Below are 26,193 nucleotides of genomic sequence, written 5' to 3' on the forward strand. Positions count from 1 at the left end.
GATCATCGTGGGTCACTCACTCCACCGCGCCTGCACCGCCCGCGCCGAGCGCACCACGTAGCCGCAGGTGAGCAGCACCACGGCGAGCAGGGCCAGGCCGACCCCGAACACCGCGGAGAAGCCGAACCTGGTCCCGAGCGTGGCCCAGAAGACCGACGCGAAGGCAGCGATCAGGTTGAACACCATGCTGACCCGGGAGTAGATGATGGGGTACTCGCGCACTCCGAACACCGTCCTGGCCAGCACCGGGACGAGGACCAGAGCAGTGGCGTAGAAGAATCCGAAGATGAACGCACCGGTGTAGAGCAACGGCAGCGAGCCGGCGCCGAGCCAGCACAGCAGCACACCGGCGACGGCCGCGGAGACCGCGAACAGCAGGGCGTTACGCGGGCTCCTGTCCGCGACCAGGCCGATGGTGACCTTGCCGATCGCCTGCCCGGTCATCATCAGGGAGGACATCACTCCCCCGACCACGACCCGGTCCCACGGCACGTCCGTGAGGGTCTTCGCGTACGCCGGGAACTGCATCGCGATCAACACGGCGATGTTGATCACACCCGCGCCGAGGCAGAGTGCGTAGAAGACGGGGCTGCGCATGGCTTGCGCGGCACTGAGTCCCCGGGGAGCCGGGGCCTTCCCGGTGGCACCCAGGTCGGTGCCGTACGGCAACAGGCCCACGTCGGCGGGGCGGCCGCGGACGGCGAACAGGGTGAACGGCAGCGAGGTCAACAGCGCGATGACGGCCCACAGGCGATAGAGGCCGTGGAAGTCCCACCCGGACTTCGTCAGGACCGTGAACACGGCCGACCACAGTGCCCCGCCGACGCCGGTGAACGCCATGCAGACACCGATCAGGAGACCGGCCCGTCGGGCGAACCAGCGGTTGATCAGGGTGGGGACGGCCAGCCAGAGGATGAAGATCGTTCCGGCGCCCATCACGATCCCGGCGAGGTAGAACACCCAGATCGAGGTCGCGACGCTCATCAGCAGGAAGCCGCCGGCGACCAGCAGTGCGGCCGCCGACAGGACCAGCCGTATGTCGAAGCCCTGCAACACCTTGCCCGCCAACGGGGACATGGCGGTCATGGTCAGGTACATGACGGTGATGTAGCCGGCGAACTGCGGCTGGGTGACGCCCAATTTCTCGGCGACGAGCGGCTGGAACAGCCCCCAGGTCGAGAAGGCCAGGGCGGAACAGCCGAGGGTGAGCATGCAGCCCGTGACGACGACGAGCGTGTGCCGGATGCTCAGTCCGGCCGGGCGCGCGGCCTGCCGCGACACTGTCGGAGCACTCATGGTTCGACTCCAGATTCTGAGGGAGGGTGGGATCAGACGTGGTCGGGGATCAGGTCCGGTGCGGGATCCGCTTCGGTGGGGCGTCGGGGACCACCTGGCGCCGGGAGCGGAACAGCGTGTCGGGAACGGCCTCGCCGTGCCACACCAGGACGGCGCCGCTGGCTTCGAGATCGGCGATCTGCTCGGTCGTGTAGCCGAGCTTCTCGAGGTAGTCGACGGTGTGGTAGCCGGTCGGCTTGGACAGCAGCAGCGGCGGGTCGCCATAGCTGCCGAACCGGATCGGCGAGGTCGCGATGGAGCGGGGCCCGTACGCCTGGTACTCGACCGTCCGCAGGGCGTCGTTGGCGTGGGCCTCCTCGTCGACGATGACGTCCTCGTAGTGGAAGAGGGCCTGGTGCGGGACGTCCTGCTCGGTGAGGAGGGTCGTCCATTCCTCCATCGGTCGGGTCCGGAAGGCACCTTCCAGCAGACCGATGACGTGCGGTGCCTTGCCGGAGGCCTTCAGCGCCGGCAGGCTGTTCACGGACTCGTCGCCGGCGTATTCGTCCAGCCCGAGGATTCTCATCATGGCGCCGAAGTACTTGTCGTACTGAGGCTGGCAGAGAAGTAGCCACTTGCCGTCGGCGGTCTGGTAGGTGTTGTTGAACGGGTTCGGCACCTGCGTACGCGACTTGGGATAGGTCGCCCCACTCTGGGTGGCCAGGATCCCGATGGAGCCGCCCCACAGAGCCGTGTGGTAGAGGTTGCCCACCACCTTCTCGCCCTTGCCCGTGCGCGTCCGGTTGAACAACGCCGCGAGGATGCCGGCCGCCATGACGACGGCATGGTTGTAGTCCCCGAAGGCCTGCGGCGGGATCGCGGGTTCCCGACCGGCTTCCGGGAACGAGGCGGCGACACCTCCACGCGCGGCCCAGGCGACCGCGTCGAAGCCGGGGGCGTCCCGGTTCGGGCCCCACTCACCGTAGCCGCGGTTCTGTGCCCAGATGAGCCGCGGGAACTCCTTGGCGAGGGCCTCCTGGTCCAGCCCGAGCCGCTCCAGGGCCTGGCTGCGCAGGCTGGTCATGAAGACATCTGCCCGGGCGAGCAGTTGCTTCATCACCGTCATGCCCTCGGGGCGCTTCAGGTTCAGCGCCACCCAGTTCTTGTTCGTGTTGTTCAGGTCGAGGGTGGGGTCCTCGGTCGCGGTCCGGTCGATCCCGAAGCCGGGCCCCTGGGTGCGCTGGGCATCACCGTGGGGCGGCTCGACCTTGATCACCTCGGCGCCCATCTCGGCGAGGATGCGGGCGGCAGCCGGTGCCGCGACCCACTCGCACAGCTCGACGATCGTCACACCGGCCAGCGGACCGAAACCGTCCAGGCGGTCGGTTACTGTCATTGGAAATTGCCTCTCTTCTGCGGGGGGATTCGCGTGCCCACCGTGTCGGCCCGGTCAGTTACCGAGTCGGCACGAGAGCACGATGTCGCCCTCCGGTCGTTCGCGGGGGACCAGCATCAGTCGGCCGACGGCGCGTCCGGTGGTGGTGAATTGCTCGACCGAGTCGGACTCGGCGAGACGGGCGATGTTGTGGGCGGTCGGGGGGAAGAGCTGCACCTCGCCGCGGCCGGCGGCGTCGAGTACGGCTCGGGCGGAGGTCCAGCGGACGCTGATGGCCTCGGTCGTCAGCGCCGTCGCCGTCTGGCCCTCCGGGGTGCGGGCGGCGAAGAAGTACGTGTCGTAGCGGCGTGGTTCGAACTCCGGCGTCACCCAGTGGTCGCGTAGCCCCAGCAGGTCGGAGCGCAGCACGAGGCCGTGCCGGATCAGCACCTCGGCCAACGAGGCGCGGTGCGAGGCGAGCCGGCGGATCTCCTGCTGCCACATGGGTGTGTCGAGACCCTGCACGACGTGGTCACCGTCGACGCCGGCGAGCAGGACGCCGCTCTCCTCGAAGAGCTCCCGGACCGCGGCGACGACGATGGCCTGGGCATCCAGACGATCGCAGCCGAGGAGCTCTGCCCACTCGCGCGGGTGCGGGCCCGCCCAGGGGATCGGCTCACCGTCGCGCCGGTCCACCGCTCCCCCGGGGAAGACCATCGCGCCGGGCGCGAAGGCCATCGACATCGAGCGGTGCAGCATGAAGGTCTCGGCTCCCCCGCCGAGGAGGTCGGGCCATCCCGGGCGGACGAGCATGACCGTGGCGGCGAGTCGCGGGGTGGCGACGGTTCCATGCCCCGTGAGGTGAGCGCGGGCGTCGTCCTCGAGCGAGGACGGGCATGGCACGGTGAGGACGCCGTCGGCCGTCACCAGCCACCCGGGAAGAAGTTCTCGGGCCGGGGGTCTGCCGAAGGCCGCCCGCTCCACCGTGTCGTACCCGTCACCAGTCATCGTCGCTCGCCCCGGCTCTAGTAGTAGAAGCCGTTTTTGGCGTATTCCTTCAGGATCCCGCGACCCGCGATGTGCACCATGATCTCGATCGTGCCGCCGCCGATCTGCATGCCCCGACAGTCCAGCATCAGTCGGGAGACGCGGGTCTGATCGGTGAACCCGAGTCCGCCGTACAGCTGCAGGGCCTCGCTGCAGACTTCGGTGAGCGCCGGGGCGGCGTACCGCTTGAGCATCGCGGCGTCGTTGTTGACGGGCAGTCCGTTGTCCATCTTCCAGCAGGTCCGGTAGAGGAAGTTGCGCGAGTTCGACAGCTTGATCTGCATGTCGGTGATGTGTTCCTGGACCAACTGGAAGGTCTTGACCCCCTGGCCGAAGGCCTCGCGCTGGTTGACCCACTCCGCGGCGTCGTCCATGGCGGCCTGGGCCTCCCCGAGCAGTTCGGCGATCAGGACGGCCCGCTCGAACTCGAAGTTCTTCATCAGGTTGTACAGGCCCTTGCCACGCTCGCCCAGCAGGGCGGACTCCTCCACGACGACGTCGTCGAAGTGCACCGTGCAGAAGGGGGCGATCTGCATGCCGATCTTGTTGAGCTTCTCGATGCGGATCCCCGGCGTGGAGGTCTCGACGAGCCACATCGACATGTTCTTGTTCTCGCGGCTGGGGTCGTCGTCCTTGGCCACCACGATCAGGCCCGGCGACCACTCGCCGTTGGTGACCCAGGTCTTGGCTCCGTGGATGTGGATCCTGCCGTCGGCGTCCCGGGTCGTGTAGGTGCACATGCCTTGGTTGTCCGAGCCGGCGTTGGGCTCGGAGATCGCCAGGGCGTATTTCGGGATGCCGAGCTCGAAGTAGTAGTCCATCGCGTCCCGGATCTGCTCAGGACTGCCGAACTCCAGGATGTCGAAGTTGATCAGGGCGTTGGGTGCCATCGGGATGTTGCCGCCACCGTGGCAGAGTTCCTCGATGGCCAGGCAGAGGGTGAGCTTGTCGCACGGCGTGCCGCCGTACTCCTCCGGGATGCCGAGCTTGCCGAAGCCGGCATCGACCCAGGACTTCGCGACCTGCTGTTCGATGCCGCGGTTCGCGTACCACTCCTGGATCTTGTGCTCGGGCATGTTCGTCCGACACCATTCGGCGATGCCCTGCTTCATCAGGACCTGTTCATCGGTGAGGCTGAAATCCATCATGAAATTGCGCTCCTCGTACGGAGATGGGTGTTGTCAGGGGGGAGGGGATGGGCTGACCGCAGGTGGGTCCGCCGGTGGGTCAGACGGCCATGGCGGCGCAGTAGCCCTCGGAGATGGCCTCGAGGGTCCGCTTGACCTTGCCGGTCGGGGTGCTCGCATCCCCGATCAGGTGAACGGAGTCGAACGACTGGCACAGCTGCCGGTAGAGGTTGTCGTTGGTCTCGACGCCGAGCGTCAGGATCACGGTGTCGACCTCGAGGTGATCCTGCTGGCCGGATTCGATCTCCTCGACGAGGATCCCGTGGGCGGTCACCTCCAGGAGTCGGGTCCCGGTGCGCGTCTTCACCCCGCCTTCGGTCAGGATGTTCAGCTCGGGGCGGCGATCGATGATGCCGATCCCGTTGCCCAGCTTCGGGCTCTCCTCGATGATCGTGACGTCGCGGTCCCGCATGATCGACATGGCGACCTCGCAGCCGGCGAACCCGCCGCCGATCACGGCGACCCGCTTCTTGATCATCAGCGACGTCCCCATGCCCCACCGCATCAGGCCGGGGTTGGCGTGCATCATCCGCAGCCCGAGACCGGCCGCGTTCCAGATGATGCCGTGACCGGGCGGCGTGTGCCCCTCGACGAGCTTCTTGAGGTCCCCGCTGGAGATGACGTTCTTGCGGTCGAGACCGCGGACGCCCTTCGGATTGATCACCGACCCGCCCGGGGAGACGATGATCTCGTCCGGGGCGAACTGGCGGATGACGTCGACTGTCGCCTCGGTGTTGAGGTGCACGTCGATCGGGAGCCGCGACATCTCGTTGCGGTACCACCTGACGGTGGGCTGCAGGTTCTCGTTGAGGACCTGGGCCATGGTCAGTGCGCCGCCGAGTCTCGCGTTGCGCTCCAGCAGGGTGACCCGGTGACCGCGCAACGCCGCCACCCGCGCGGCCTCCATCCCGCCGGGACCACCACCGATGACCACCACGCTCTTGCGCTTCCCGGTGGGAAGCGGCCGCGGGACGGCGCCGAAACCCAGCTCCGGATGCGCCACCTGCGCGTTGACCGAGCACTGCACCTTCTTGCCGACGAAGATGTTGTCCAGGCACCGGGAACACACGATGCACTCGCGGATCTGTTCGGGGTGACCAGCCTCCGCCTTGGCCGCGAACTCGGGATCGGCGATGAGCTGGCGAGCCATACCGACCATGTCGGCATGGCCCTCGCCGACGATGGACTCGCAGCGGTCGATGGTGTTGATGCGGTAGGACGCGATGACCGGCACGCGGGAGACCTGCTTGCACTGGCGGGCCATGTCCACGAAGGCCGCCTCCGGCACGAACTGGTTCACCAGCAGCCGCGGGGCCTCGTGGAACCCTGCCTGGATGCTCCACGCGGCGACGCCGTGGCGTTCGACGATGGGGATGATCTGGCGGGTGTCGGACACCCGGTTGCCGCCCGGCATGAAGTCGTCGGCCGAGATGCGGACCATGACGGGGAAGTCGTCGCCGCACCGCTGGTGGATCTCGTCGAGGATGTCGGTGAGCAGGCGGGTGCGCTTCTCCAACGTGCCGCCGTACTCATCAGTGCGCCGGTTGGAGAAGGACGACAGGAAGCGGGACACCTGATAGCCGATGCCGGCATGCACCTCGACCACGTCGAAGCCGGCCTTCTGGGCACGTACGGCGGCGTCGCCGTACTGCTTGATCATCAGCTTGATCTCGTCCAGCCGCAGTTCCCGCAGATGCTTGACGAACGGTCCGCCGGGTCCGTCGGACGGGCCGACCGCCTCAAGAGGCTGGCTCGCGTCGGCGCGCCACTCGTAGCAGATCTGCAACTGCACGCAGGAAACCGAGCCCGCGCCGCGGATGGCGTCCGCCACCCGTTGCCAGCCCTCGATGAACCGGTCGTCCCAGATGCCGGCCGCCTTGCCCGCCGTCGGGTACTGCGTGGTGCATCCGGACAGATCGCAGACGTACGCGGATCCGATGGCCGTCAGCCCGACGCCGCCACGGGCCCGCTGCTCGTAGAAGTCGACGAATTCGTCGGTGATCTGGTAGTCGTCGACCAGACCGGTTGTCATGGGCAGAAAAGCGATGCGATTCTTGACCCAAACCTTACCCAATTGCAGCGGTGTGAAAATGTGTGGAAATGTATTGCTCATGTCACCAGCCTCCAGACGGACAATCCCAGCCGAGAACGACGATCGTCGATTCCGCTCGCGCTCGGCGTGAGCAAATGATCACTTGTTCTCGAAAACGATCGGCGAACGGTCGCGCATGCCGATGACGCCGTTCATCCCGTCTTCGGTGTTCGCCGCCAGGACCTGGTTACGGTTCTCCAGCTTGACCACGGACTCGAAGCTCGCACCGTCCAGCGAAGCCAGCAGGACTTCCCGGGTGAGCCGCAGCCCGAACGGCGAGGTCCCGTCGACGATCTCCCGGGCCAGGGCCAGCGCCGCGGGGAGCACCTCGTCGTCGGGCAGCACCGAGGAGGCGAAGCCCCAGTCGGCGAGCTGCCGCGCACCGAAGCGCCGGCCGGTCATCAGGATCTCGGCCGCCCGGGAGTAACCGACGATCTTGGGCAGGTAGTAGGCGCCGCCCATGTCGGTGCCGGTGTATCCGATGCTCAGGTATCCGGCGTTCATCCGGAACGACTCCCCGAGGATCCGCAGGTCGCAGGAGCAGGCCAGCGACAGGCCACCCCGACGGCGTAGCCCTTGAGCGCCCCGATGATCGGCTGCTCGAGCCGGCGCATGTTCACGATCTGCTCCGAGCACATCCGCTGCATGATGAAGAAGTCCCGCTGGACGCGCCCCATTCCTTCCGGCGGGTCCAGCGCCAGGTCCTTCAGGTTGAAGCCGGCGCAGAACGAGCGGCCCTCGCCGGTGAGGACGATCGCCCGGCACCGGGTGTCCCAGCGGACCTTGGTCAGGAAGTCGTTGAACTCGCTCATCTGGGCGTACGACATCGCGTTGAGGTTGCCCGGGTCGTTGAACGAGCAGACGAAGACCGGCCCGTCCGTACGGATGATCAACTTCTCGTAACCGGAATAGTCCGGCTCCGGGAGGTGATAGGCCTCAGTCACGACGTCTTTCGTCGCACCAGGTGGAACGTTCATTGCAAGCCTCTTCTCGTCACAACAGAATGGAGGAGAAGCAGGGCGAGGAACAACGTTCGAGGGATTCCGACGACCAGTGGGATCGTCGAAAACTTCGACAGAATGCAAGGTATTCCTGACGCGCCGGCAACCTCCAGCAGCACCTCTATAGTGACGCTACGGCGAGGAATTCGGCAGGGGGTCTCCGTTGCTTATGTCGAGATATACACATGCCGATTTCCGCAACGCCGACACGTGCTGGCGGACGGGTCAGTCGAGCTGTGGCGGGGTCCAGGCCGAGTCGATCAGGTCGACGACGCGACGGGTCGGCCCCTCGCGTTTGGCATCGGCAGTACGCCAGGCGACGCCGAGAGGGAACCTGAAGCCCGGATCGGTCACGGGCCGCAGCTGGAAGGCCGGATCGTCGAAGATCCGGGCCGATCCGCCGGTCCGCGGGTGGAGGGTCAGCGCGAGTCCGCCGCGGTAACGGATGTGGGCGGCGAGCTTGACGTGGTCGAAGTCGGGCAACTGGCCGATGTCCACCACACCGTGCGCCCGCAGGTTCGCGATCATCACCTCCATCGCGACGGGCTCCACGGCAGGAGAACCGATGGTGAGCGTACGTCCGGTGAGGTCGTCCAGACTCAGCGTCTCCCGCTCGCCGAGCGGATCCCCCTCCGCATGATCACCCAGGTCACGAGCTTGACCAGCGTCCTCGTCGACAGTCGCGGGCGCCCGATCGGCAACTGGACCAGGGCGACCGTCAGGTCCCCCCGCTCCAGGGCGGACAGCAACTCGGCCCCGCTGCCGAACACGACCTCGACATGCGACCCCGGCATCCCCTCGACGATCATCCGCTCGAACGACTCACACGCCAGCGGAGGGCACAGCTGCGAGACACCGAGCCGGACGGCGCGCTCGGGTGCGGCGCGGGTGACGGTGTGCGCTCTGGCCTTGAGGTGATCCACATCCCTGAGCACGCGCCGAGCGAGCGGAAGGAGCTCCCGTCCGAGGGGGGTCAACTCCACATGGTGATAGTCGCGGACGAAGAGTTCGCCGCGGAGTTCGCGCTCCAGCTCCTTGACTGCCCGACTCACCGGTGAGGCACTCCGGTGGACGCGTTCTGCTGCGCGGCCGAAGTTCAACTCCTCGGCAACGGCGACGAAGCACTCGAGCAGGTCCAGGTCCACAGGGTGACACTAGTTGGTGGCGAATCGGGGGCCGGAGGGAGTCGGACGGGTAGTGCTACCCGACCCCACGCTGACGGCGACGCTCCACGATCATCGTCCGCACCCACTCGCCGGAAGGAGCCCAAGCGGTGTCGGGCGGACCTGCCCACGACCCCGAGCACGAACCCGACCACCCGGACGACCAGCAACGGCAGCCCCAGCACGCCTGGAAAGAGCCACGGCACAAAAAGGTGCGGGCTCGACCGACGCAGCAAGGAGGGGCCACGTCCACGGCCGGTCAGACGACCGCTGCACCGAGTGGCCGACCCACCTGTGGTTGGCCCAATTCGTCACCTGACCCACGAGGCCCTCCCGACAGATCCGCCGCACCGACCGCGGCCTCCGGATACCGCGGGAGTACTTCGTAAGGGCTCAACATAGCGATGACTGGGGGCTATGATGCGTAATGTCCAACGTAGATGCTGCAGTTTCGAGGAGCTGTGAAATGGCACACGTCGAGAACGACCTGGCGAGGATCAAGGGCATCGGACCGAAGCACGCAGAGGTGCTCAAGAGCATCGGCGTGGACTCCGTGAAGGAGTTGCGGCACCGCAACGCCGAGAAGCTCAAGGAGATGATCGAAACTCGGCACGGTAAGGTCATCGGACTGTCTGTGGCAGAGTGCGAGGATTGGATCAGTCAGGCGAAGGCGCTGGACAGCTGACCCCCGGCTTCTTATCGCCTCTACGATTGCGCCTCTGACTTCGAGGCTGCATGCCGGGCAGCCACGCAAGCCCGAATAACTCAGTCTCAGCACGCCCGACACAGCGAGCGTGGCGTTCTCCGACAAGACCGAACTCGACGCGGTGAGGCCCAGCTTCTTCTTCTTGAAGAAGCTGGGCCTCACCGCACCGGACGCCCTATCTTGACACCCCAATCCCCGATGGTTGATCAGACACTCAAAGGGCCAATCGCGAGGGCCGGGTCACCGTAGACCGTCCGGTTCAGGGCGTGATCGAGATGGCCATGCGCCATGGCTCCATGCAAGCCAACCCCTGTCCGCGACGCGGGAGCGGTCTCGGTCCCGGTCCCGGTAAAGGCAGCACGGGCACTGACGGAACCCGACGGCCCCACCCTCCTGAAGGCCCTGGGGGCCGGTCAGGAGACCCGGCGGCTCGACCTGGTGGATCTGTGCGCCCTGATGCTGGGAACCGGCGGATGCCGCCAGTTCCCTCACCGATGACCCTCCATCGGCACGTGCCCCGGTGGAGTTTGCGGGCAGTGAACGGACACCGGCCCCGACTCCCTTAGGAGCCGAGGCCGGTCGTTCCGCGTCGTAGCGCGGATCTGGTACACCGCCAGGGACTTGAACCCTGAACCCGCTGATTAAGAGACCGACGTCCACGGCGTCTGATGGCTCAGTGGCCGCATCTCGTGCGTTCTCTTCTCTCCGCGATATGCCCAGTTTCGTGCCGTTCGTGACAACGCCTGTGACATCGCCGCACATCTCTTAGACAGCATGCGCACCGCCAGCCAGGACCTTTCCGAAGCGTTCGGCGGCCCGCCGGGCTGACTCGTCCGAGCTGGTGACATAGAACGTCAAATGGGTGTTGACCTCGTGGCCGAGCAGACGGGCGACGGCGGCGGGAGCCTCGCCAGCCTCATGGAGGGCTGTCGCGATGCAGTGGCGAACAGAGTGAAGGCGAACCTCCGGCACACCGGAGTCCTTGCACAGGGCCCGGAATCGACTGCCGTAGGCGTCGGGGTGGACCGGCTCCCCCGCTCCATTGATCACAACGAGCCCTGCGGTGGGTCGTCCTTGGCGGAGCCATTCCTCCCGCAGGATCTTCACGGTGCCGGGCTGGAGGGCCTCTACGGGCACCTCGCGGCGTGAGGCTGCCGACTTCGGCGCGTCCACGGTTGTCGTGTGCGTTTCGCGGGCAACCACTCGCCCCGCCTCGACGCGCACGGTCCCTTGGTCGAGGTCCACCGCCCGCCAGTCCATACCGAGCACCTCTGACCGACGCAGTCCGCAGCACGTGAGCCGCCACGCCGCCGCCAGGGGGTCCGCGTCGGCGGCCTTCACGAACTTCCCGAGCTCCGCGACCGTCCATACACGGAACTCTGTGTGGTCCTCGGCAGTCCTCCGAGGGGGCTTCACGCCGTCCACCGGGGACTTGGGCAGGAGACCTTGGCTGACCCCGAAGTCGAAGACCTGCCGAAGCGCTTGCAGGGTATACACGATGCTGCGGTGCGAGATGCCCTTGCCCCGTACGCCGCCGGTCGTCGGCCACGAGGCCACCCAGCGTTCAACCTCGGCGCGAGAGATTGACTGCACGCGCCGGTCGCCGTGTTGGGTCGTGATCGGCTTGAGCACCTGGCCGTAGCCCTCCCGCGAGACCGGGCGAATGTCGCGACGTGTGGCGAGCCACTGCTCGACGAGCTGGTCGAGCGTGACGGTGCTGGAGGGTGTGAACCGCCCGCCGCGCACCGCGTCGCGGGTGTGGTCAACGGCTGCTCGCGCCTCCTTCAAGGTGGCGAAGCGGCGCCGGACCTGGCGGCGCCGCTCACCGGGCGGGCTGACAGTGAGGACCACCTCGTACCGATGTTCGCCCGTCTTCGTCGTGACGAGTCTGATCGGCTCGTCAGCCTTCGGCTTCGTGATCCTGGGCATTTTCCCTCTGTCTCATGTGTGCGGCGCGGTTTCGCTCCTGCCGCGCGCGCAGTTCTGCTCTTGTCTCGGGGATGAGGCGCTTCACCCGCGCCTCTCTTATCCAGTTGTCCACGGTGCGGACGTTGCGCCCGTAGTGGGCCGCAAGCTCGTGACGCCCCTCGCCGAGCGTGAGCATGCGGTGCGCCACCTCGCTCAGCGGGGGCTTGTCGCCCCGCTGGCCTTCCTCGACGGGCTCGGTCCCGGAGGAGGGCTCCCCCGCCAGGATGAACGCCACGCGCCCCCGCTTAGTCACGTTCGCCAGGGAGGCGGTCACGCGGCGGATTCGTTCGGTGGGCAACCGACGCAGCGAGTTCTGGTCGATCTGGTCACCAGCCACCTCGACGCTGAGGTAGTCGAGACGAGCGTCCTGGCCCACCGTGGCCCGGTAGGTGACGCCGCGATCACGGTCACGGATCTCAGCTCCGTAGTGCCAATGCGCCGCGTGCCATGCGGGATCCAACCGCTCCCTAAGCTCCATCTCCCGCCCGTCGGGCCCCGTCACCGGCACGATGCCCGGATCAGGCGGCTCCTCGTCGTATCGGCCCCACGGCGTCACCGACCAGCTATCAGGTAGTGCCATACCACCACCTTACAGATACGTACTACACATGTCTTACATCCTTGCCACGCATTTTGTGTTTGGAAACGTGCGTACTCGAGGCTACCCTAGAGCCAGCGGAGCTGTATAGGCCCGCACGAAGCCCCACAGGAGGAGAAGTGCCCAGGGATGACACCCAGACCCAGCCCGTCTACCGCGTCACCGGCGACCTGGACGGTCGCCGTGGCATCGCCGAGCAACTCGGCGTTCAACCGCAGAGCATCTACGGGCTGATCCACCGGGGAGAACTGCGGGCCGTCCGCATCGGAACGACGATCCGCGTCCCCCAGAGCGCCATCGACGACTTCCTCGAAGGCCGGTGACCGGGATGAGCGAGATGGAGCCGACCAGGAACGAGACCACCGCGTCGCCCGCACCGCAGGGCGGCGAGCAGGCCCCTCGACGCAGGAAGTCCGTGCCCGGACCACACAAGTCCTACGAGGCACTCAACGAGGCGAGACTGCGGGCGGCGGCGGGAAAGAGGAGGCCATCGCGCCTCCCAGGCAGCGTCCGCCTCGCGATGGAGTGGATCGAGACCCTGCCCCCAGACAGCCTGGTCAAGCTGGGCAAGGACGGCAACCCCGAGGAGGTTCGAGCTGCGGCAGACAAGTTCCGTGCCGTGGCCGACTGGCTGCAATACGCCGCGATCATTGCGCATGCCAGGGACCGCTTCCCGGAGCGGTAGGGCTCAGTAGACCAGCGGGGAACAGCTCGAAGGCCGAGGGGCTCGGGCCCGCCCAGGTGGCATCGCGAGCACCTCTCAACCCCCGATCTGACGACCTGTCAGGCGGAGCGAACCCTTCTGCCCTAGCCACAGGGCGGATGAACGGGCCGATGTCACGGCGCCTGTCACCGCCCGAGCCGCAGAAGCACCGAACCCACACAGAAGGAACAATCCATGGGCACACCATCCGGGCCGCCGGGGAGCATCGACGAGCCCGACGGGCAAGCTGTCATCAAGTCGGCGAAGAGGCCCCATCTCCGGGACTACACCCCCACCCAACTCACTCCCGGTGACAAGAAGTCCGGGCGAGTACCCACCCGCAGCAACCACATCGGAGAACTCTCATGATCGAAACCGTCGACTACCGCCCCACGCCGAGCGACGAAGACCTACTCGGCCCGGTGACCTGCCGTGCCGTCCCGGGTCGAAGCTTGCCGGAGCTGGTGCCCCCGCTCCTGCACACACCGGGAGCGGAACAGTGACCCCGTCGGCCTCCGAGACCGTATTCATTAGTCCTGCGCTAAACCAAGCCATGAACAACGTCCTGGGCCTGGCAAAGCGCTTGGATTTCGATGATCCATGGCCGGTCCTCGTTGCCGTCGTTAGGGCCATGGCGCTGGAGGATGCAACCGAATTGCACCGCGAGGTGTGGGCGTTGCTCTACGTAAAACGCCCAGGAAGGCGGACTATTGATATTCCGCTCAGCGCCGAGATTTTCGTCGAGGAGTGGCTCGTCTCAGCGGGTTGGAGTCTCGAGGACTTGGATCCCGACCGAGTCATGGAACTGCGCCGAGTGGAGGTCGCCGACCCTGAGGAGACGAACCCCCACAACAAGACACCATGAACGGAGCGGCGGACGGAGGCTCCCCACGAACCGGCGCGGCGCTGGCCGCTCGGACGGGAACCACCCTGGCAGAGCTAATGGCGCTCCCGAGCCATTCGACCCCACTGCTGCCATGCAGTATCAGCATGCCGCGCGGGGCCGTGACGCCGAGATCGTCGCCGCTCTATCCGAGGTGGCGCGAGGTGATGCGGCTGCAAGTGGTACGGACTGACACCGAGTTGCGGCGAGTGGAATCTCCTGTAGGATAGAGCAAAATAAAATAGGCACGAGCAAGCGATGGACCCGGGTTAAGTGGCCTGGGTCTCGGAAGATCGAATGGCGTCGGCGCAAAGATGTCTACCCTGCGTAATGGCTCCTCGGCAAGATCCGAGGTAGCGGGATGAATAAGTAGCGCAAACCGACCATGCCGGACCGTTATCGAACCAAATTCGGGCGTGCATACCACTGCAACTTTTCGGAGTTGGTATGCCCAAAAAATTGGTCACCATGCAAGTCGCCGCAGATGCCTATGGCCTGTCGGTTCGAACTATCCGGTCGTATGTCGCACAGGGGCTGATCACTGGCTACCGCATGCCGGGAGGCCGTGCCATTCGGGTCGAGATGAACGAGATCGACCGTGCCATCACGACGATTCCTACGGTCGGCACTATCGCAGGCCCTGAGGGCCGGTCATGATGATCTCCGACGATGGCGCGGCCCCCATTGGGACGGGGGCCGACGCGGCAGCGGGTATCGAGAACCACCACAATCATAGCTACCAGGAAGGCTGCCTCCCTGCTTTCGGGCGACTTCTGGAGGTTCTGGGCATCGCCCCGGATGAGCGGGTGTCCGTGTGCTACCGGAGACCGGACGGCGCCTTAACGGCCACGCTGGGTACCGCAGGAGATGCCCAGGCTCGCGCCGACGCGCAGGCCGGGCGGGCTGACGTGTGGTTCGGCGTCAACCCGATCTCGGCGTCCGCTGAGCTCGCCCCCGGCCAGCGCGGAAGGGCGGCGGATGTCGCACGGATCGCCGCACTGTACGTCGATCTGGACTCCAAGGCGCTCCCAGGCGGCCTTGGGTCGGAGGAGGGGTGCCGCGAGCTCCTGGCAGACATCTGCGGCCTGCTCGGAGGGCGCCAGCCCGCCGCCGTCGTGCGGTCCGGCACAGGCGGCTTGCATCCGTATTGGCTTCTTGAGGCGTACACCCCCGGCGATCATGAGCGCGCGGTCCGGCTGCTCCGCCGGTTCGGGGTGATGGTCAGGTCGGTCGCGATGGCGCGTGGCGGCAACGTGGACTTCGTGAGCGAGCCTGCCCGCGTCCTTCGCGTGCCGGGGACGGCGAACCTCAAGCCCGGTGGCGGGCCGGTGATGGCCGAGTTCATCGAGGACGACAACCCCGACGTCGTGGTGGACCGCCTGACCCTGGATGAGCTGGAGGTGCTGCTGGAGGCGTCCGGCGTGCGCGAGGAGCCCACGGGTGCGGGGGGCGCGGGCACGGGGGAGGTCGTCTCGATGGCGGACTGGCCGGAGGGGACGACCTGCGCGTACGCGGCTGCGATGATCTCCGGCTGGCCGACCGACAGTCCCGGCGAGGGGGTTCAGCGGCGTCAGTGGTGCCTAGCGCAGGCTGTGCGGCTGTTCGAGGCGGTGCGGCTCGGCTGCCTGTCCCGGGATGACCTCGCATCGGCGACCACGGTGCTCGGTGATCGCTTCACCGCCCTGCACCAGGCGGCGGGGCTGATGCCAGACCCTGGTGAGTTCCACGGCATCATCGCGTGGGCGCAGACCCACGTGGAGCAGATGACCGAGGAGTACGTCCGGGCCGACTTCCAGCACCGCCATCTTGACGGCACAGCGCAGGGTGGCAACGCTCCGGCGTCGTCCCAGACACGAGGAGGCGGCGGGAACACCGGCAGGTTGTCGGTCGCCGCGATGCTGGTTGATCTCGCGCAGGCCCGCTACTCGTTCGGCTGCACCCCCGACGGTGAGCCCTTCGCCGTCAAGGGGAGCGGCCATGTCGTGAGAATGCTGCGCGGTGGTCATAAGTCGCTGCGGTCAGAGCTGGCCAACGAGTATCGGAAGGTGTCCAGAAAGGTCGCGTCCCAGTCGTCGTTAACCGACGCCCTGACGACCATCGAGGGGCTCGCGCAGGAGGCCACCTCCACATCGCTCGCCCTGCGGCTGCATGAGCACGAGGGCGCGGTGTGGATCGATATGGGCGATGTCAAGGACCACGTGATCCGGATCGCCGAGGGCGGATGGGAGGTGCGGGACAAGGCGCCCGTCCTCTTTCGCCGCACCGAGCTGACCGGCGCCTTCCCGATGCCTGTACCGGGCGGCTCCATCGAGTGCCTGTGGAAGATCCTCAACGTGGCGGAGGCGGACAGAGTCTTGGTGCTCGGTTGGCTGGTCGCCGCGCTGCTGGCCCCGCAGGTCCCTCACGCCATCCTCGCGTTGTTCGGGGAGCAGGGCACGGGCAAGTCGGTAGCGACGAAGTTCCTGGTACGGCTGGTGGACCCCTCGCCGGTCGAGCTCCGTAGACCTCCGCGCGATGAGGCGGTATGGCCAACGACCGCGTCGGGGTCGTGGGTCGTCGCGCTCGACAACCTGTCGGCGATCCCTCCCTGGCTGTCGGACACCTTGTGTCGAGCAGCCACCGGCGACGCTGACGTGCAGCGCCAGCTCTACACGAACGGTGGGCTGGTGGTGTTTAAGTACCTCCGAGCACTCATCCTGAACGGCATCGCCTTGGACGGGGTGAGGGGTGACCTCGCCGACCGGATGGTCGCCATCGACCTCGACGTCATCCCCGCCCAGGCACGGATGACCGAAGTGGCCCTGGCCGCTTTGTGGGACAGCGTCTACCCCTCGTTGGTCGGTGCGCTGCTCGATCTGGCCGCCAAGGTCCACCAGGCCCTGCCCTCCATCACCCTGGCGGAGGCCCCCCGGATGGCCGACTTCGCCATGGTGCTCGCGGCGCTCGACCAGCTCAACGGCACCGACGGACTGGGGCGGTTCCTGGATCGGTCCTCCAGCATGGCCGCCGACAGCCTCGACGACAACCCGTTCATCGCCAGGATGATGGACCAGGTCGTGACGCCTTTCGACGGCACCGCCAGGCAACTGCTGGACCTGGTGACCCACGGGCCGGACGGCACCATGACCATCGCCCCGACCGCGCCACAGCGGGGCTGGCCAGGCAACCCAAGGGCCGTGACCAACCTGCTCGTGCGTAACCGACCGGCACTGCTCGGTGCTGGCTGGACCGTCGAAGACTTGGGCAACGACAACAAGGACAAGACCAAGCGCTGGCATATCGTCCCGCCGACCAGCGGGGCGGGCGGGTCAAGCGGCGCGGGAGGCGGGTCAGCCATGAAGCGTTGACCCGCCTGAAAACATCCCTCCGACTACGGGAGACGGGTCTGGCGGGTAAGGCGGGTCAGAATCCCGGCCCCTCTCCCCTTCGGGGGTCATGCGGGGCAAGAGCCCCTGCTCCCTCTGTTGAAGTCGAAAGAAAGAGGTAGAGAGCCAGACCCTCCAGGCCGCCCCCCAACGGGAAAGGAGACAGCCAGGGATCAACACCCGCCACACCCGCCTTACCCGTTCTCCCTAATCAGAGGCAGGAAATGTGGCGGGTCAGGCGAGGATCGGTGACCCGCCGACGCCCCCGGTAACCCGCCAGCCCGCCGGGGCCCCGGCAAGAAGTGGCCACATCGAGGTATCAGCCATGCCGAACCAACTCAGGCCGTAGTACGTACGGACGCCCTTGAAGGAAGGCCCTCTCATGAACGCTTCAAATCGGCGGGACAGGCCGTGGGACGCAGACATCCCCGACCCGGCCTTCGCGGCCCGCTACCCCCACGCCCGCCAGTGTGACGCGCCGTCCCGGCAGACCGGCCAACGCTGCCGCCTCCCCGCGATCCCCGGCGGGACGGTCTGCGCCCGATTCCACGGTGGACAGCTCCCCAACGTCCGGAAGGCCGCCCAGCTCCGTCTGCTCCAGCTGATCGACCCGGCGATCACCGTCCTGGCACGGGAGATGGCGACCGCCGAGCGGTCCGCCGACAGGCAGCGGGCGGCGAATTCCATCCTCGACCGGGCAGGCATCCCCCGCGCCCCGTCGGCGCCCGACGCCGAGGTGGCTCGGGCGGCGCTCGTGGAGCGGCTCCTGGCGATGCGCGCCAGCCACACAGCAAAGCCCCATGAGGAGCTCGAAGGACCAGCACGAAGAACACCGGAGGTGTGAAATCCACCGGGACTACTGGGATGGAAACATGTGATGAGCGACTGGAAGAACCTGACCAAGGACCCACAGATCAGAGTGTGGTTCGGGCCCGACTCGGACGTGCCCTACGTCCCTCGCGGCATGGCGCAACTGTTCTATGTGTGTGACCCCTAATCCTCGGAAATGGATGGCTGCTGTGGCACTGGCAAGAGCCGTGGTCTGAGGACTCCGAACTGGACGAGTGGTTCATCTCCGGCGACCTATTCGATGTCGATTGGGTGGTCGAGGAGGCCAAGAACTACTTGCGCCGCTACTACCGAGAACGGCTGAAAGAGCACGGCCCAGCGGCAGACTGACGCCCCCCGGCAACCGTTCTCGGAGCTGATGACCGAGTCGGGCCGTAAGGCTATTGGGCCCGACGCGTGCGACACCACGGGCTGGCACGCGTTGGACCGGGATCGACCCCCAGATAGGCTAACTTGCCAGCTGACCAAGTGAATCGCGATTTGACCTGGAGACGCCGGGGCCGTAACCCGCGTCGCTGGGCACCAACCAAGCGGCAAGGAGACAGTTCTGCGATATGACCGAAGACTGCGCGAAACAAATCGGCTACAAGATATTCAAATGGCTCCTTCTCTTAATCCTCCTCCTTGTCGTTTTGCTCGTGGCATACGCGTACGCAACTTTTCCATTGCAAGTGGATTATGTGGAGGACGCAACAAAAGCCACCCCCGAACAGTGGGCAAGTCTGTCAAAAGCCCGAGCCGAGTGGGCGTCAGCACTGAAAGACCTCGCTCAGACTTTCCTGCTAGCGCCGGTCCTGCCGCTGCTCGGTACCACCATCGGGTACATCTTCGGCAACCGCAGGAGCGGTCCGGGTTCTCAGCCGGAGTAGCTGGAGCCAGCAACCAAGAAGGACTGGGTTGGGGCAGGTAATCAGGTCCTCGAAGGACCTAGGCCTAGTAGCCGTGCCCATAGTCGCCGAGGAGGCGTTCGAGGTGGCGGTCTGGACTTCGGCGCGTTCCGGACACCGAGCCCCCGTCGTGGTTCACTACGGCCATGACGGGACCCCTGTGGTTGGACGACCGAGGTCCGCTGGGCGGTGCCCCCGATGGCGGTGGTCCGACGGCACCGTCCCGCTCCTCGATCCCGAACGGGCCCAGGCCATCCGGTGGAGCTACCAGGCACTCCACGAGTGCCTGGTGCGATGCCACGACAATGAGAACTACGGACGCAAGATGTGGGCCAGCGCGGTCGAGGGCGTCTGGTGGGTGCTTGCGCTCGACGAGAGCCTGACCCAACACCTGAATCATCACGTGCCGTACGCGGTTGCGCGGGGCGCGTGTCCCGAAGGACAGGCTGTGCAAGGAATGACGTGGCTGAGACACCGCCACGCCCACGACCTCTCGGTAACGGGCTTCGGGGGACCCAAGAAGCCGTTCTTCTCCTCTGGGCCCGGCGTCTTCTACATCAGCCCGAACAACCGCTGGAAGGCCTCCAAAGACGTTCTGGTGAAGAAGGACCGCATGCCACACCTGCGCCCCGCGTACGACGCCCACGTCGCCGGTTATCCCGTGGAGGCGCCCCTGGCCGCTGCTCTTGCGTGGTTCACCCGCGTCTTCGAAGCGAGCGGCATAGATCCCGACGACCCCGAGGGCACGGACGAGTCCGTCATGTGAGTCAGACCAGACCGGACCCCATGGATGTCTGGGCAGAAAATCGCGATGGCCACGATCCTGCATCGCGACGCTCGATCACGGGAGCTTCCGAGTCGATCCGACCTTCCCACCGACGGGCGAGACCCACGAGGAGGCTGAACGCCCGGCTACGAAGACTGGCGGTCCGTCTCGCCCTTGCCCTCGTCGGGCTGCGGAGTCCGCGACGGCGCGGGGTGCTTGGCGTCCCACTCCTTACGTCGCCGGATCTCCTCCTTGTCAAACTCGGACAGGCCGTACTTGCGCCGATGCGCGTCGTTGGCCTCGCGGGCGGCTTGCATGAATCGAACATACTTTTCATTGTTCATGCTGTCCCCTCCTCGTCCCTCGTCGAGCAAGCAGTCCAAGTCGCGGTCGGCGCCCTTGTTCGATTCTGCGCGCGGGGGCAAGGCAGGACGCCACGTGGGATCCCCCAGCCCCGTACGGGAGGACGATCAGTCCGTTGGGGAGTGCTGCCAGTTCCAGAGGCCCAAGCGGCCCTTGGCGCGGATCGGGTGGGCATACGCGATGGGGTCGGCCAGGACCCAGGCGTACAGCCCTCGACCGTAGTCGCCGAGGAGGCGTTCCAGGTCGGTGGGCCGGTAGGCGCTGGTCTCGACCACATCGACGAGGGTGACCTCGCCGAGGATCGCCCCACGTTGATCCGACCAGGTCAGGCCGTTCGGATCGGGCTGGCCCAGGGCGCGGCGAAGGGGCTCATCCGCGACGAACATGCCCGAGGGCTCACGACGGCAGGGGGCGTCGGCGGCCCAGGTCATCCCGGCGTGGATGGCGAGTTGGCCACGGTGGGCAGTCGTCCAGGTGCGGGTCTCGTGGTGCTTGATCCCCGCCATGATGAGGCGGGCCCATGGCTGGCGGACGGTCAGGGTCTTCATGGTCGGCTCCGTCGAGCTCTCGTCGGATGATCTGGAGGGGGCAGGGGCGGTCGCGGCCACGCCCTGGGGTCGGGTGGTGGGAGCCGACGGACCTATGTCGCCTGAGACGCTGCTGCACGGCGGATGACCGCCGCGAGGGCTTCGTAGCCACGGCTCACCAGCGAGGATCCTCAGTGTGGCCCACGTCAAGGACTTCTGGCCGACCGCCTCGATCTGCGCCCTCGACATGGCGTGGAAGCGCCGTTGGCCGACGTGGCGGGCACCTGGTTGCGGTGTCCTGGTCGAACAGGTGCTGGGCGCGGGTTCGATTCCACAGGTCGTGGAAGGCGTCGGGGTCGGTGGCGTGGGCGATGTGGACGACGGTGTAGTAGGGCCGGGAGGCGGAGCGAGGATGGCACGAGGGCCCCTCCTAGGAGAAGGCCCTCGTATTCGTTAGCTCAGGGTGGCCAGCGGAGCCGCCATGGCTCCAGCGCCCACCGCCCAGATGGTTTCGAACAGGTACTGCACGAACTTCTTTGGACTACGGGACTGGCGTGAACCTGACCTCTTCTTAGTGGCCATAGCGACCTCCTTCTGGTTGGTCCGACTAAGGATTTCACCGAGAAAGCGGATGAGCGTCAAGCCGAGGAGCATCGCTGTCCAACCCCCAATGCCGAAAAGGGATTTGAACCCTCCTCCGCTGGCAGCCAGAGCTAACGACACGTTCAGGCTGCCAGCCCTGGAGTTCCCCGTCAAGGTCCGCCATCCCGTCGGAATCCTCGGTTCCGGTAAGTTGCTTCGCCATAGGTGCGCTGCCCCAGTCGTCGGCGATGTTCCTGATCCTGCCGCGCGAGGGCACCTGTGACCGAATCGGTCGCCCGAAGGTTGCGGGGGAGGAGGGCGCAGAAGTCCGCACCACCCCCGACAGCCACATCTCGACGACGAAGGTGCCGTGTCAGCTGGCGTCGTAGCTCTGCTGGACCAAGGGAAGCGCCCTCTGCAACTCCTCGGAGGTGGTTACCCGCAGTTCGAGGTCACCGGTCCCGAAGTGCCCGATGTGGCGGACGTCTCGGCTGAACCCCGGTTCGAGGACGACGGTGTCGGGGTCCACCTTGAGGTACAGCAGGAGGTTCTGGGATTGGGGGTGGACCTCCACGCAGACGAAGTTCTTCAACCGCCGGTAGGCGAAGTAGAGCTTGAGGGTCTTCTTGGTGACGTCGTCACCAAGTGCTTCGAGGTAGGCGTCGAGTTCGAAGAAGAGGTCCTTGAGCCCTTGGGGCGATTGGTCGAGCAGTTCTGTCACCGTCTTCGACGGAGTCGCCGATGCGGACTTGGTCCCGTTGGCCGGGGAGGGCGCGTCTTCGGCACGGCCAGCCTCGACCTTGGTGGCCGAAACGGCTTCGACGGCGAGGAGCTCACCCCCGTAGTCCCAGTAACGCACCAGCTCGATGCTGCGTCGCATCTGCTGGATGGCGTACTCGTCATAGCGGGTGAAGCCGCTGGCGACACAGATCAGGCGCGGGTTGCGCCAGTCGATGGCCTCTGCTGCGTCCCGCCCGAGGCGGTTCATGACCAGGAGCTGGAACTCCGCTCGGTGATCCACAAGCCAGTCAAGGTAGAACAGGCCCTGGTTGATGACGTTCTCGTTGGTGGCCCGCTTGTACTCGAAGATGACCGGCGAGTTGTTCTCGTCCAGCCCGAGAGAGTCGATCCGTCCTCCGTGGCGGACGCCGGTCGAGTACTCCGATGCGAGGAAGCGACACCCGAAGATCGTTTCCATGCTCCGCTCGATGACCCTCTGGAGCGATCTCTCCAGGGCGACGGCAGTCCCTGGCAGCTCCTGCGCGACACCGTCGCTGATCCGGAACAACTTGAGGTCACTCACAGGGGGTCTGCCTTCCAACTAGCTAGCGACCGTTCATCAGCTCGTAAAACATTCTGTCCGAACCTGGTCAGCGTAGGGTTGCGAACGAAGTCGCGGGCTGGAGCTTGACGTGAGGCCCACTACACAACCCTGCCCGGGATGGCGTGGGCGCGCACCGCGTTCAGCGTATCGATGATGACGTCGAGGTCCTGGTCCGAGAAGACCATGTCCGGACCCTGGGGTGCATGCTCGGTGAAGGGCGCCTCGTACAACCTGCTCGGCTCCATCACCCCGTTCGCAGTGAGCTCGCTGATGATGAGGTTCACGAAGTCGATCTGGGCGGCGGTGTAGGTGGCGCCGCCGAGGTAATGGTCGAAGGCCTGGGTGGCGGCCTGTCGGTCCAGGCCGACCAGGGACCGGATGAACAGCCCCAGGCCCTGGGCCTGTTCCTCGGCGCGCTTGATGTCGTCAGGGCTGCCCGCGCCGCTGGCCACCAGCAGCTCCTGCAAGTCAGCAAGGTCGGTAGCGGAGAGCTGGAGGTTGCCCTTCAATCGTCGTAGGGCGGCGTTGTTGTCGTGCTCCTGGAGGTACGCCCGGGCCTTCGCCTTGAAGCGCGCCCAGTTCGTGCCCGCCGCCACCCACGGCAGCTCGACGGCCTTCTGGTCGCCGAGGGTGTCCTCGAAGTCGGTGTAGACGATGACACGTTTGGTCTTCTCGATGAACCGGACCAGGCCTCGGAGGCGGCGGCGGGCGAGTTCGAGCATCGGCAGGGTGACATCGATCCACCACTCCTCACCGGCTACCTCGTCGAGGAGCTGCTGCTGGGCCGCGACGGTGGGAATGGCGGTCTGGCCCAGCAGCGCAGCGGCGATCTGCTGGACCTGCTCGCGGAGGCGCTCGGCGAGCAGGGTGTCGCCGTCGAGCTGAGCAAGCTGGCGACGCAGCATCAGCAGGTCGAACCGCTTGGCCTGCTCGTCGTCGTCACGCACGGCGGACGGCAGCCCCGCCAGGTGGGTGGCAATGTCGGCGGCGGCGTCGGGAGTGAGCTTCGCCCAGGGATCCCACTCGGCGTAGGTCTCGACCCACTGCCGGTGCGGGCGGACGACGAAGTTGTCCAGGTTCATCCCGGACACGATCTCGTGCAGCAACCTCGCCGTGTCGGCACGCAGGCCCGCCAGGCTGTCCGTCCCGTCGCCGTCCACACCGCCGTCAGGGGGCTGGTGGTGGCCCTGCGCGTCGAGCGCGGAGAGCAGGCCGAGGCGGGTCTCGAAGAGCCGCTGGCCCAGCGACTTCTGGAGCGAGCCCTCCGAGATCGGCCCGGTCTGGGAGAAGAACTCCAGGTTCCCGCAGAAGTCGAACAGGAAGAAATTCGCCTTGTCCTCCCCCGGCCCGTACAGGTCGGGGCGCAGCCGGGTACCGCGCCCCAGCATCTGCCAGAACTTCGTCTTCGAGCGCACCGGCTTGAAGAAGACCAGGTTCACGACCTCAGGCACGTCGATGCCGGTGTCAAGCATGTCCACCGAGATCGCGATGTGGGGAGCCTTGTCCGGGTCAGAGAACGCGTCGATGAGAGTCTGGGCGTACTCGGTGGCGTACGTGATGACCCGCGCCACCTCCCCGCCGTACTCGGGGTAGGAGTGGTCGAACCGCTCACCGATGAACTCGGCGTGGCGCTGGTTCTTGGCGAAGATGATGGTCTTGCCGATCCGGTCACCCCCCGCGACCCTATGCCCGTTGGTCATCAGCGTGGCCAGAACCTTGTCCACGGTGTCGGCGTTGAACAGCCACGCGTTGATCTCGGCGGCGTCCACCTCGTCCGGCACCAGGCCGTCCTCGGACCATTCCAAGGCGTCCCACTCGTCCTTCTCGTCATCGGGAAGGTCGTCGTAGCGGATGCCCTGGCGTAGGAACTTCAAGGGCACCGAGACCGCGACCGGCGGGACCAGGAAGCCCTCCGCGACGGCGTCCTCCAGGCTGTACACGTCGGTCGGCACGCCCTCTTCCAGGTGGAACAGGCTGTAGGTGTTGCGGTCCACCTCGTCCTTCGGGGTGGCGGTCAGACCGACGAGGTACGCGTCGAACCAGTCGAGGATCGCCCCGTACTTGGCGTAGAGGGACCGGTGGGCTTCGTCCACGACGACGAGGTCGAAGTAGCCCGGCCCGAACCGCCGCAGGCCGCCGTCGGTCTCGTTGATCAGGCCCATCATCGTCGGGTAGGTGGAGACGAACACCCTGCCGTCGGTGACCTTCTCCGTCACCAGGTTCACGGTCGTCGCCGAGGGCAGGTGGGTCTTGAACGCGTTGACGGCCTGGTTGACCAGAGCGACCCGGTCTGCCAGAAACAGCACCCGCTTCACCCACCCGGCCCGCATCAACTGATCCACCAGCGCGATGACCGTCCGGGTCTTCCCACTTCCGGTGGCCATCACCAGCAGCGCGCGGCGCTGGTGGTTCTCCAGGGTGGTGTCCACCGCCCGGATCGCGTGCTGCTGGTAGTGCCTGCCAGCGATCCGGGCGTCGATCACGGCGGTGGCCAGCGGCTTGCGCGACGTGCGGCGCTGGACCATCAGTGCCAGCTCGGCCTTGGTGTGGAAGCCGTGCACCTTCCGTGGTGGGTACCCGGCGGCGTCGTCCCACACCCAGTGCTCATAGCCGTTGGTCCAGAACACCACGGGCCGCTGGCCGGTCATCGCCGCCAGGCAGTCGGCGTACAGCTTGGCCTGCTGCTGGCCCACCTGAGGGTCCCGGCGGGTCCGCTTCGCCTCCACCACGCCCAGCGGCAGACCGTCGTCACCCCACAGCACGTAGTCCACGTACCCCTTGCCGCCAGCGGTCGGCATCCCGACGACCTCGACCTCCCGGTCACGCGGGTCGTCCAGCGCCCAGCCCGCCTCGCCCAACAGCACGTCGATGAACAGGTCCCGCGTCGCGGCCTCGTCGTAGTCATGGGTGTCCGGCACCCCGGCCTTCGCGGCCTGCGCGGCAGCGATCTGGGCCCGCAACTGCTCCAGCTCGGCCTCCAACGACAAGTTCGTCGCCCTGGCCGCCGCCAGCAGCACGTCCTGCTCGTCGAACTTCATCACCAGCGCGTTCAGCTCGGCGTTCGACAGCGGCACCGTCCCGGTGTCGGCGCCCTGCACGAGCGCCGGGTCGAACCGCAGACCCTGCGGCACCCTCGCAGGGTCGGTCGAGTACCGGAACGCGACCCAGTACGCGAGGTGGTGCACCTCGCGCAGCACCTGCAACGCCCCCTGCTCGACCAGCCTCCCGGACGCGTGGGCAGCGGCGTTACCCGCCTTGCGGACGGCGTTGAACTTCAAGACCAACTCCTGGCCCACCAGGTTCCTGAACGCGGTGGCGTTCATCTTCGCCGCCAGGTCGTCCTGGTACGGCAAAGGCAGCCCGGCCACGTCATAGAGGAAGCCGACAAGCTGCTCCACCACCCGCCGGGCATAGATCACCGATGCACGCGGGTCCGACCGCACATACCGCTCCGCCCGGACACACTCCTCGAACAGCACAGGCCACTCACCGGCTATGAAGTCAAAGTTGCTCGCCATAGAACCGTCCCCCT

General features: G+C 66.6%; 24 protein-coding genes and 2 pseudogenes. 11 read left to right on the forward strand and 15 right to left on the reverse strand.

What is annotated here, in order from left to right; translation table 11 throughout:
- Positions 1 to 12 precede the first annotated feature (12 nt).
- The 8 genes and pseudogenes from Rai3103_RS00545 to Rai3103_RS00580 all read right to left on the reverse strand — a co-directional run bounded on the left by Rai3103_RS00545 (position 13) and on the right by Rai3103_RS00580 (position 9,122).
- A complete protein-coding gene (locus Rai3103_RS00545) occupies positions 13 to 1,296 on the reverse strand; it encodes an MFS transporter (RefSeq protein WP_153570931.1) in 1,284 nt (427 codons plus the stop codon).
- Between the two features lie 49 nt (positions 1,297 to 1,345).
- The gene (locus Rai3103_RS00550) at positions 1,346 to 2,671 is read right to left on the reverse strand and encodes a CaiB/BaiF CoA transferase family protein (protein ID WP_153570932.1); all 1,326 of its coding nucleotides are present in this window, start codon (positions 2,669 to 2,671) and stop codon (positions 1,346 to 1,348) included.
- A 54-nt stretch (positions 2,672 to 2,725) separates the two neighbouring features.
- Positions 2,726 to 3,658, reverse strand: coding sequence for an NUDIX hydrolase (locus Rai3103_RS00555; protein ID WP_153570933.1), 933 nt, complete (start codon positions 3,656 to 3,658; stop codon positions 2,726 to 2,728).
- Between the two features lie 17 nt (positions 3,659 to 3,675).
- Positions 3,676 to 4,845, reverse strand: a complete 1,170-nt coding sequence (locus Rai3103_RS00560) for an acyl-CoA dehydrogenase family protein (RefSeq protein ID WP_228489047.1) — start codon at positions 4,843 to 4,845, stop codon at positions 3,676 to 3,678.
- A gap of 79 nt (positions 4,846 to 4,924) precedes the next feature.
- Entirely contained in the window at positions 4,925 to 6,997 is a 2,073-nt protein-coding gene (locus Rai3103_RS00565; protein ID WP_153570934.1) for an oxidoreductase, read from the reverse strand.
- A 78-nt stretch (positions 6,998 to 7,075) separates the two neighbouring features.
- Positions 7,076 to 7,953 (reverse strand): annotated as a pseudogene (locus Rai3103_RS18885) (enoyl-CoA hydratase/isomerase family protein).
- A gap of 249 nt (positions 7,954 to 8,202) precedes the next feature.
- Positions 8,203 to 8,529, reverse strand: a complete 327-nt coding sequence (locus Rai3103_RS00575) for a hypothetical protein (protein WP_153570935.1) — start codon at positions 8,527 to 8,529, stop codon at positions 8,203 to 8,205.
- A gap of 47 nt (positions 8,530 to 8,576) precedes the next feature.
- Positions 8,577 to 9,122: a LysR family transcriptional regulator gene (locus tag Rai3103_RS00580; RefSeq protein ID WP_153570936.1), complete on the reverse strand. Its 546-nt coding sequence runs from the start codon at positions 9,120 to 9,122 to the stop codon at positions 8,577 to 8,579.
- 484 nt (positions 9,123 to 9,606) lie between these two features.
- On the opposite strand from Rai3103_RS00580, the gene Rai3103_RS00585 reads away from it, so the two are divergent.
- Together Rai3103_RS00585 and Rai3103_RS00590 are read left to right on the forward strand one after the other, a co-directional pair.
- Positions 9,607 to 9,825 (forward strand): DUF4332 domain-containing protein, encoded by a 219-nt coding sequence (locus Rai3103_RS00585; RefSeq protein ID WP_194793208.1) that lies wholly within the window; start codon positions 9,607 to 9,609, stop codon positions 9,823 to 9,825.
- A 94-nt stretch (positions 9,826 to 9,919) separates the two neighbouring features.
- Positions 9,920 to 10,030: pseudogene (locus tag Rai3103_RS00590) on the forward strand (hypothetical protein); the annotation flags it as partial.
- 581 nt (positions 10,031 to 10,611) lie between these two features.
- On the opposite strand, the gene Rai3103_RS00595 reads toward Rai3103_RS00590, so the two are convergent.
- On the reverse strand, positions 10,612 to 11,775 hold the full coding sequence (locus Rai3103_RS00595) for a tyrosine-type recombinase/integrase (protein ID WP_153570939.1): 1,164 nt from the start codon (positions 11,773 to 11,775) through the stop codon (positions 10,612 to 10,614).
- On the reverse strand, positions 11,747 to 12,394 hold the full coding sequence (locus Rai3103_RS00600) for a hypothetical protein (protein ID WP_153570940.1): 648 nt from the start codon (positions 12,392 to 12,394) through the stop codon (positions 11,747 to 11,749). Before Rai3103_RS00600 ends, Rai3103_RS00595 begins: the two co-directional genes overlap by 29 nt.
- A 137-nt stretch (positions 12,395 to 12,531) precedes the next feature.
- On the opposite strand from Rai3103_RS00600, the gene Rai3103_RS16860 reads away from it, so the two are divergent.
- The 6 genes from Rai3103_RS16860 to Rai3103_RS00630 all read left to right on the forward strand — a co-directional run bounded on the left by Rai3103_RS16860 (position 12,532) and on the right by Rai3103_RS00630 (position 17,345).
- A complete protein-coding gene (locus Rai3103_RS16860) occupies positions 12,532 to 12,735 on the forward strand; it encodes a helix-turn-helix domain-containing protein (protein WP_194793209.1) in 204 nt (67 codons plus the stop codon).
- 5 nt (positions 12,736 to 12,740) lie between these two features.
- On the forward strand, positions 12,741 to 13,097 hold the full coding sequence (locus tag Rai3103_RS00610; protein WP_153570942.1) for a hypothetical protein: 357 nt from the start codon (positions 12,741 to 12,743) through the stop codon (positions 13,095 to 13,097).
- A 213-nt stretch (positions 13,098 to 13,310) separates the two neighbouring features.
- Positions 13,311 to 13,484 carry a hypothetical protein gene (locus tag Rai3103_RS00615; RefSeq protein WP_153570943.1) on the forward strand — a complete coding sequence of 58 codons (174 nt, stop codon included), beginning with the start codon at positions 13,311 to 13,313 and terminating at the stop codon, positions 13,482 to 13,484.
- Positions 13,485 to 13,668: 184 nt separating this feature from the next.
- Positions 13,669 to 13,980 carry a hypothetical protein gene (locus Rai3103_RS00620; protein ID WP_153570944.1) on the forward strand — a complete coding sequence of 104 codons (312 nt, stop codon included), beginning with the start codon at positions 13,669 to 13,671 and terminating at the stop codon, positions 13,978 to 13,980.
- Between the two features lie 486 nt (positions 13,981 to 14,466).
- Entirely contained in the window at positions 14,467 to 14,655 is a 189-nt protein-coding gene (locus Rai3103_RS19160; RefSeq protein ID WP_479685353.1) for a helix-turn-helix domain-containing protein, read from the forward strand.
- Positions 14,652 to 17,345, forward strand: coding sequence for a hypothetical protein (locus tag Rai3103_RS00630; RefSeq protein WP_153570946.1), 2,694 nt, complete (start codon positions 14,652 to 14,654; stop codon positions 17,343 to 17,345). The genes Rai3103_RS19160 and Rai3103_RS00630 overlap by 4 nt, the downstream gene beginning before the upstream one ends.
- Before the next feature lie 252 nt (positions 17,346 to 17,597).
- Here the strand turns inward: Rai3103_RS00630 and Rai3103_RS00635 are convergent, their stop codons facing one another.
- Positions 17,598 to 17,747: a hypothetical protein gene (locus tag Rai3103_RS00635; protein ID WP_153570947.1), complete on the reverse strand. Its 150-nt coding sequence runs from the start codon at positions 17,745 to 17,747 to the stop codon at positions 17,598 to 17,600.
- On the opposite strand from Rai3103_RS00635, the gene Rai3103_RS00640 reads away from it, so the two are divergent.
- The 3 genes from Rai3103_RS00640 (at position 17,746) to Rai3103_RS00650 (ending at position 19,865) form a co-directional block, all read left to right on the forward strand.
- Complete coding sequence (locus tag Rai3103_RS00640; protein WP_153570948.1) at positions 17,746 to 18,207, forward strand: hypothetical protein; 462 nt, start codon at positions 17,746 to 17,748, stop codon at positions 18,205 to 18,207. The two genes, Rai3103_RS00635 and Rai3103_RS00640, sit on opposite strands and share 2 nt — an antisense overlap.
- Before the next feature lie 559 nt (positions 18,208 to 18,766).
- The gene (locus Rai3103_RS00645; protein ID WP_153570949.1) at positions 18,767 to 19,081 is read left to right on the forward strand and encodes a hypothetical protein; all 315 of its coding nucleotides are present in this window, start codon (positions 18,767 to 18,769) and stop codon (positions 19,079 to 19,081) included.
- A gap of 475 nt (positions 19,082 to 19,556) precedes the next feature.
- Positions 19,557 to 19,865: a hypothetical protein gene (locus tag Rai3103_RS00650; protein WP_153570950.1), complete on the forward strand. Its 309-nt coding sequence runs from the start codon at positions 19,557 to 19,559 to the stop codon at positions 19,863 to 19,865.
- A gap of 146 nt (positions 19,866 to 20,011) precedes the next feature.
- Here the strand turns inward: Rai3103_RS00650 and Rai3103_RS00655 are convergent, their stop codons facing one another.
- The 4 genes from Rai3103_RS00655 to Rai3103_RS00670 form a co-directional block, all read right to left on the reverse strand.
- Positions 20,012 to 20,209, reverse strand: coding sequence for a hypothetical protein (locus tag Rai3103_RS00655; protein WP_153570951.1), 198 nt, complete (start codon positions 20,207 to 20,209; stop codon positions 20,012 to 20,014).
- Positions 20,210 to 20,335: 126 nt separating this feature from the next.
- Entirely contained in the window at positions 20,336 to 20,776 is a 441-nt protein-coding gene (locus Rai3103_RS00660; protein WP_153570952.1) for an ASCH domain-containing protein, read from the reverse strand.
- Positions 20,777 to 21,710: 934 nt separating this feature from the next.
- Positions 21,711 to 22,640, reverse strand: coding sequence for a DUF5655 domain-containing protein (locus Rai3103_RS00665; RefSeq protein ID WP_153570953.1), 930 nt, complete (start codon positions 22,638 to 22,640; stop codon positions 21,711 to 21,713).
- Between the two features lie 119 nt (positions 22,641 to 22,759).
- Positions 22,760 to 26,179 (reverse strand): DEAD/DEAH box helicase family protein, encoded by a 3,420-nt coding sequence (locus Rai3103_RS00670; protein WP_153570954.1) that lies wholly within the window; start codon positions 26,177 to 26,179, stop codon positions 22,760 to 22,762.
- Positions 26,180 to 26,193 lie beyond the last annotated feature (14 nt).

Source organism: Raineyella fluvialis, assembly GCF_009646095.1.
GTDB classification, from domain to species: Bacteria; Actinomycetota; Actinomycetes; order Propionibacteriales; family Propionibacteriaceae; genus Raineyella; species Raineyella fluvialis.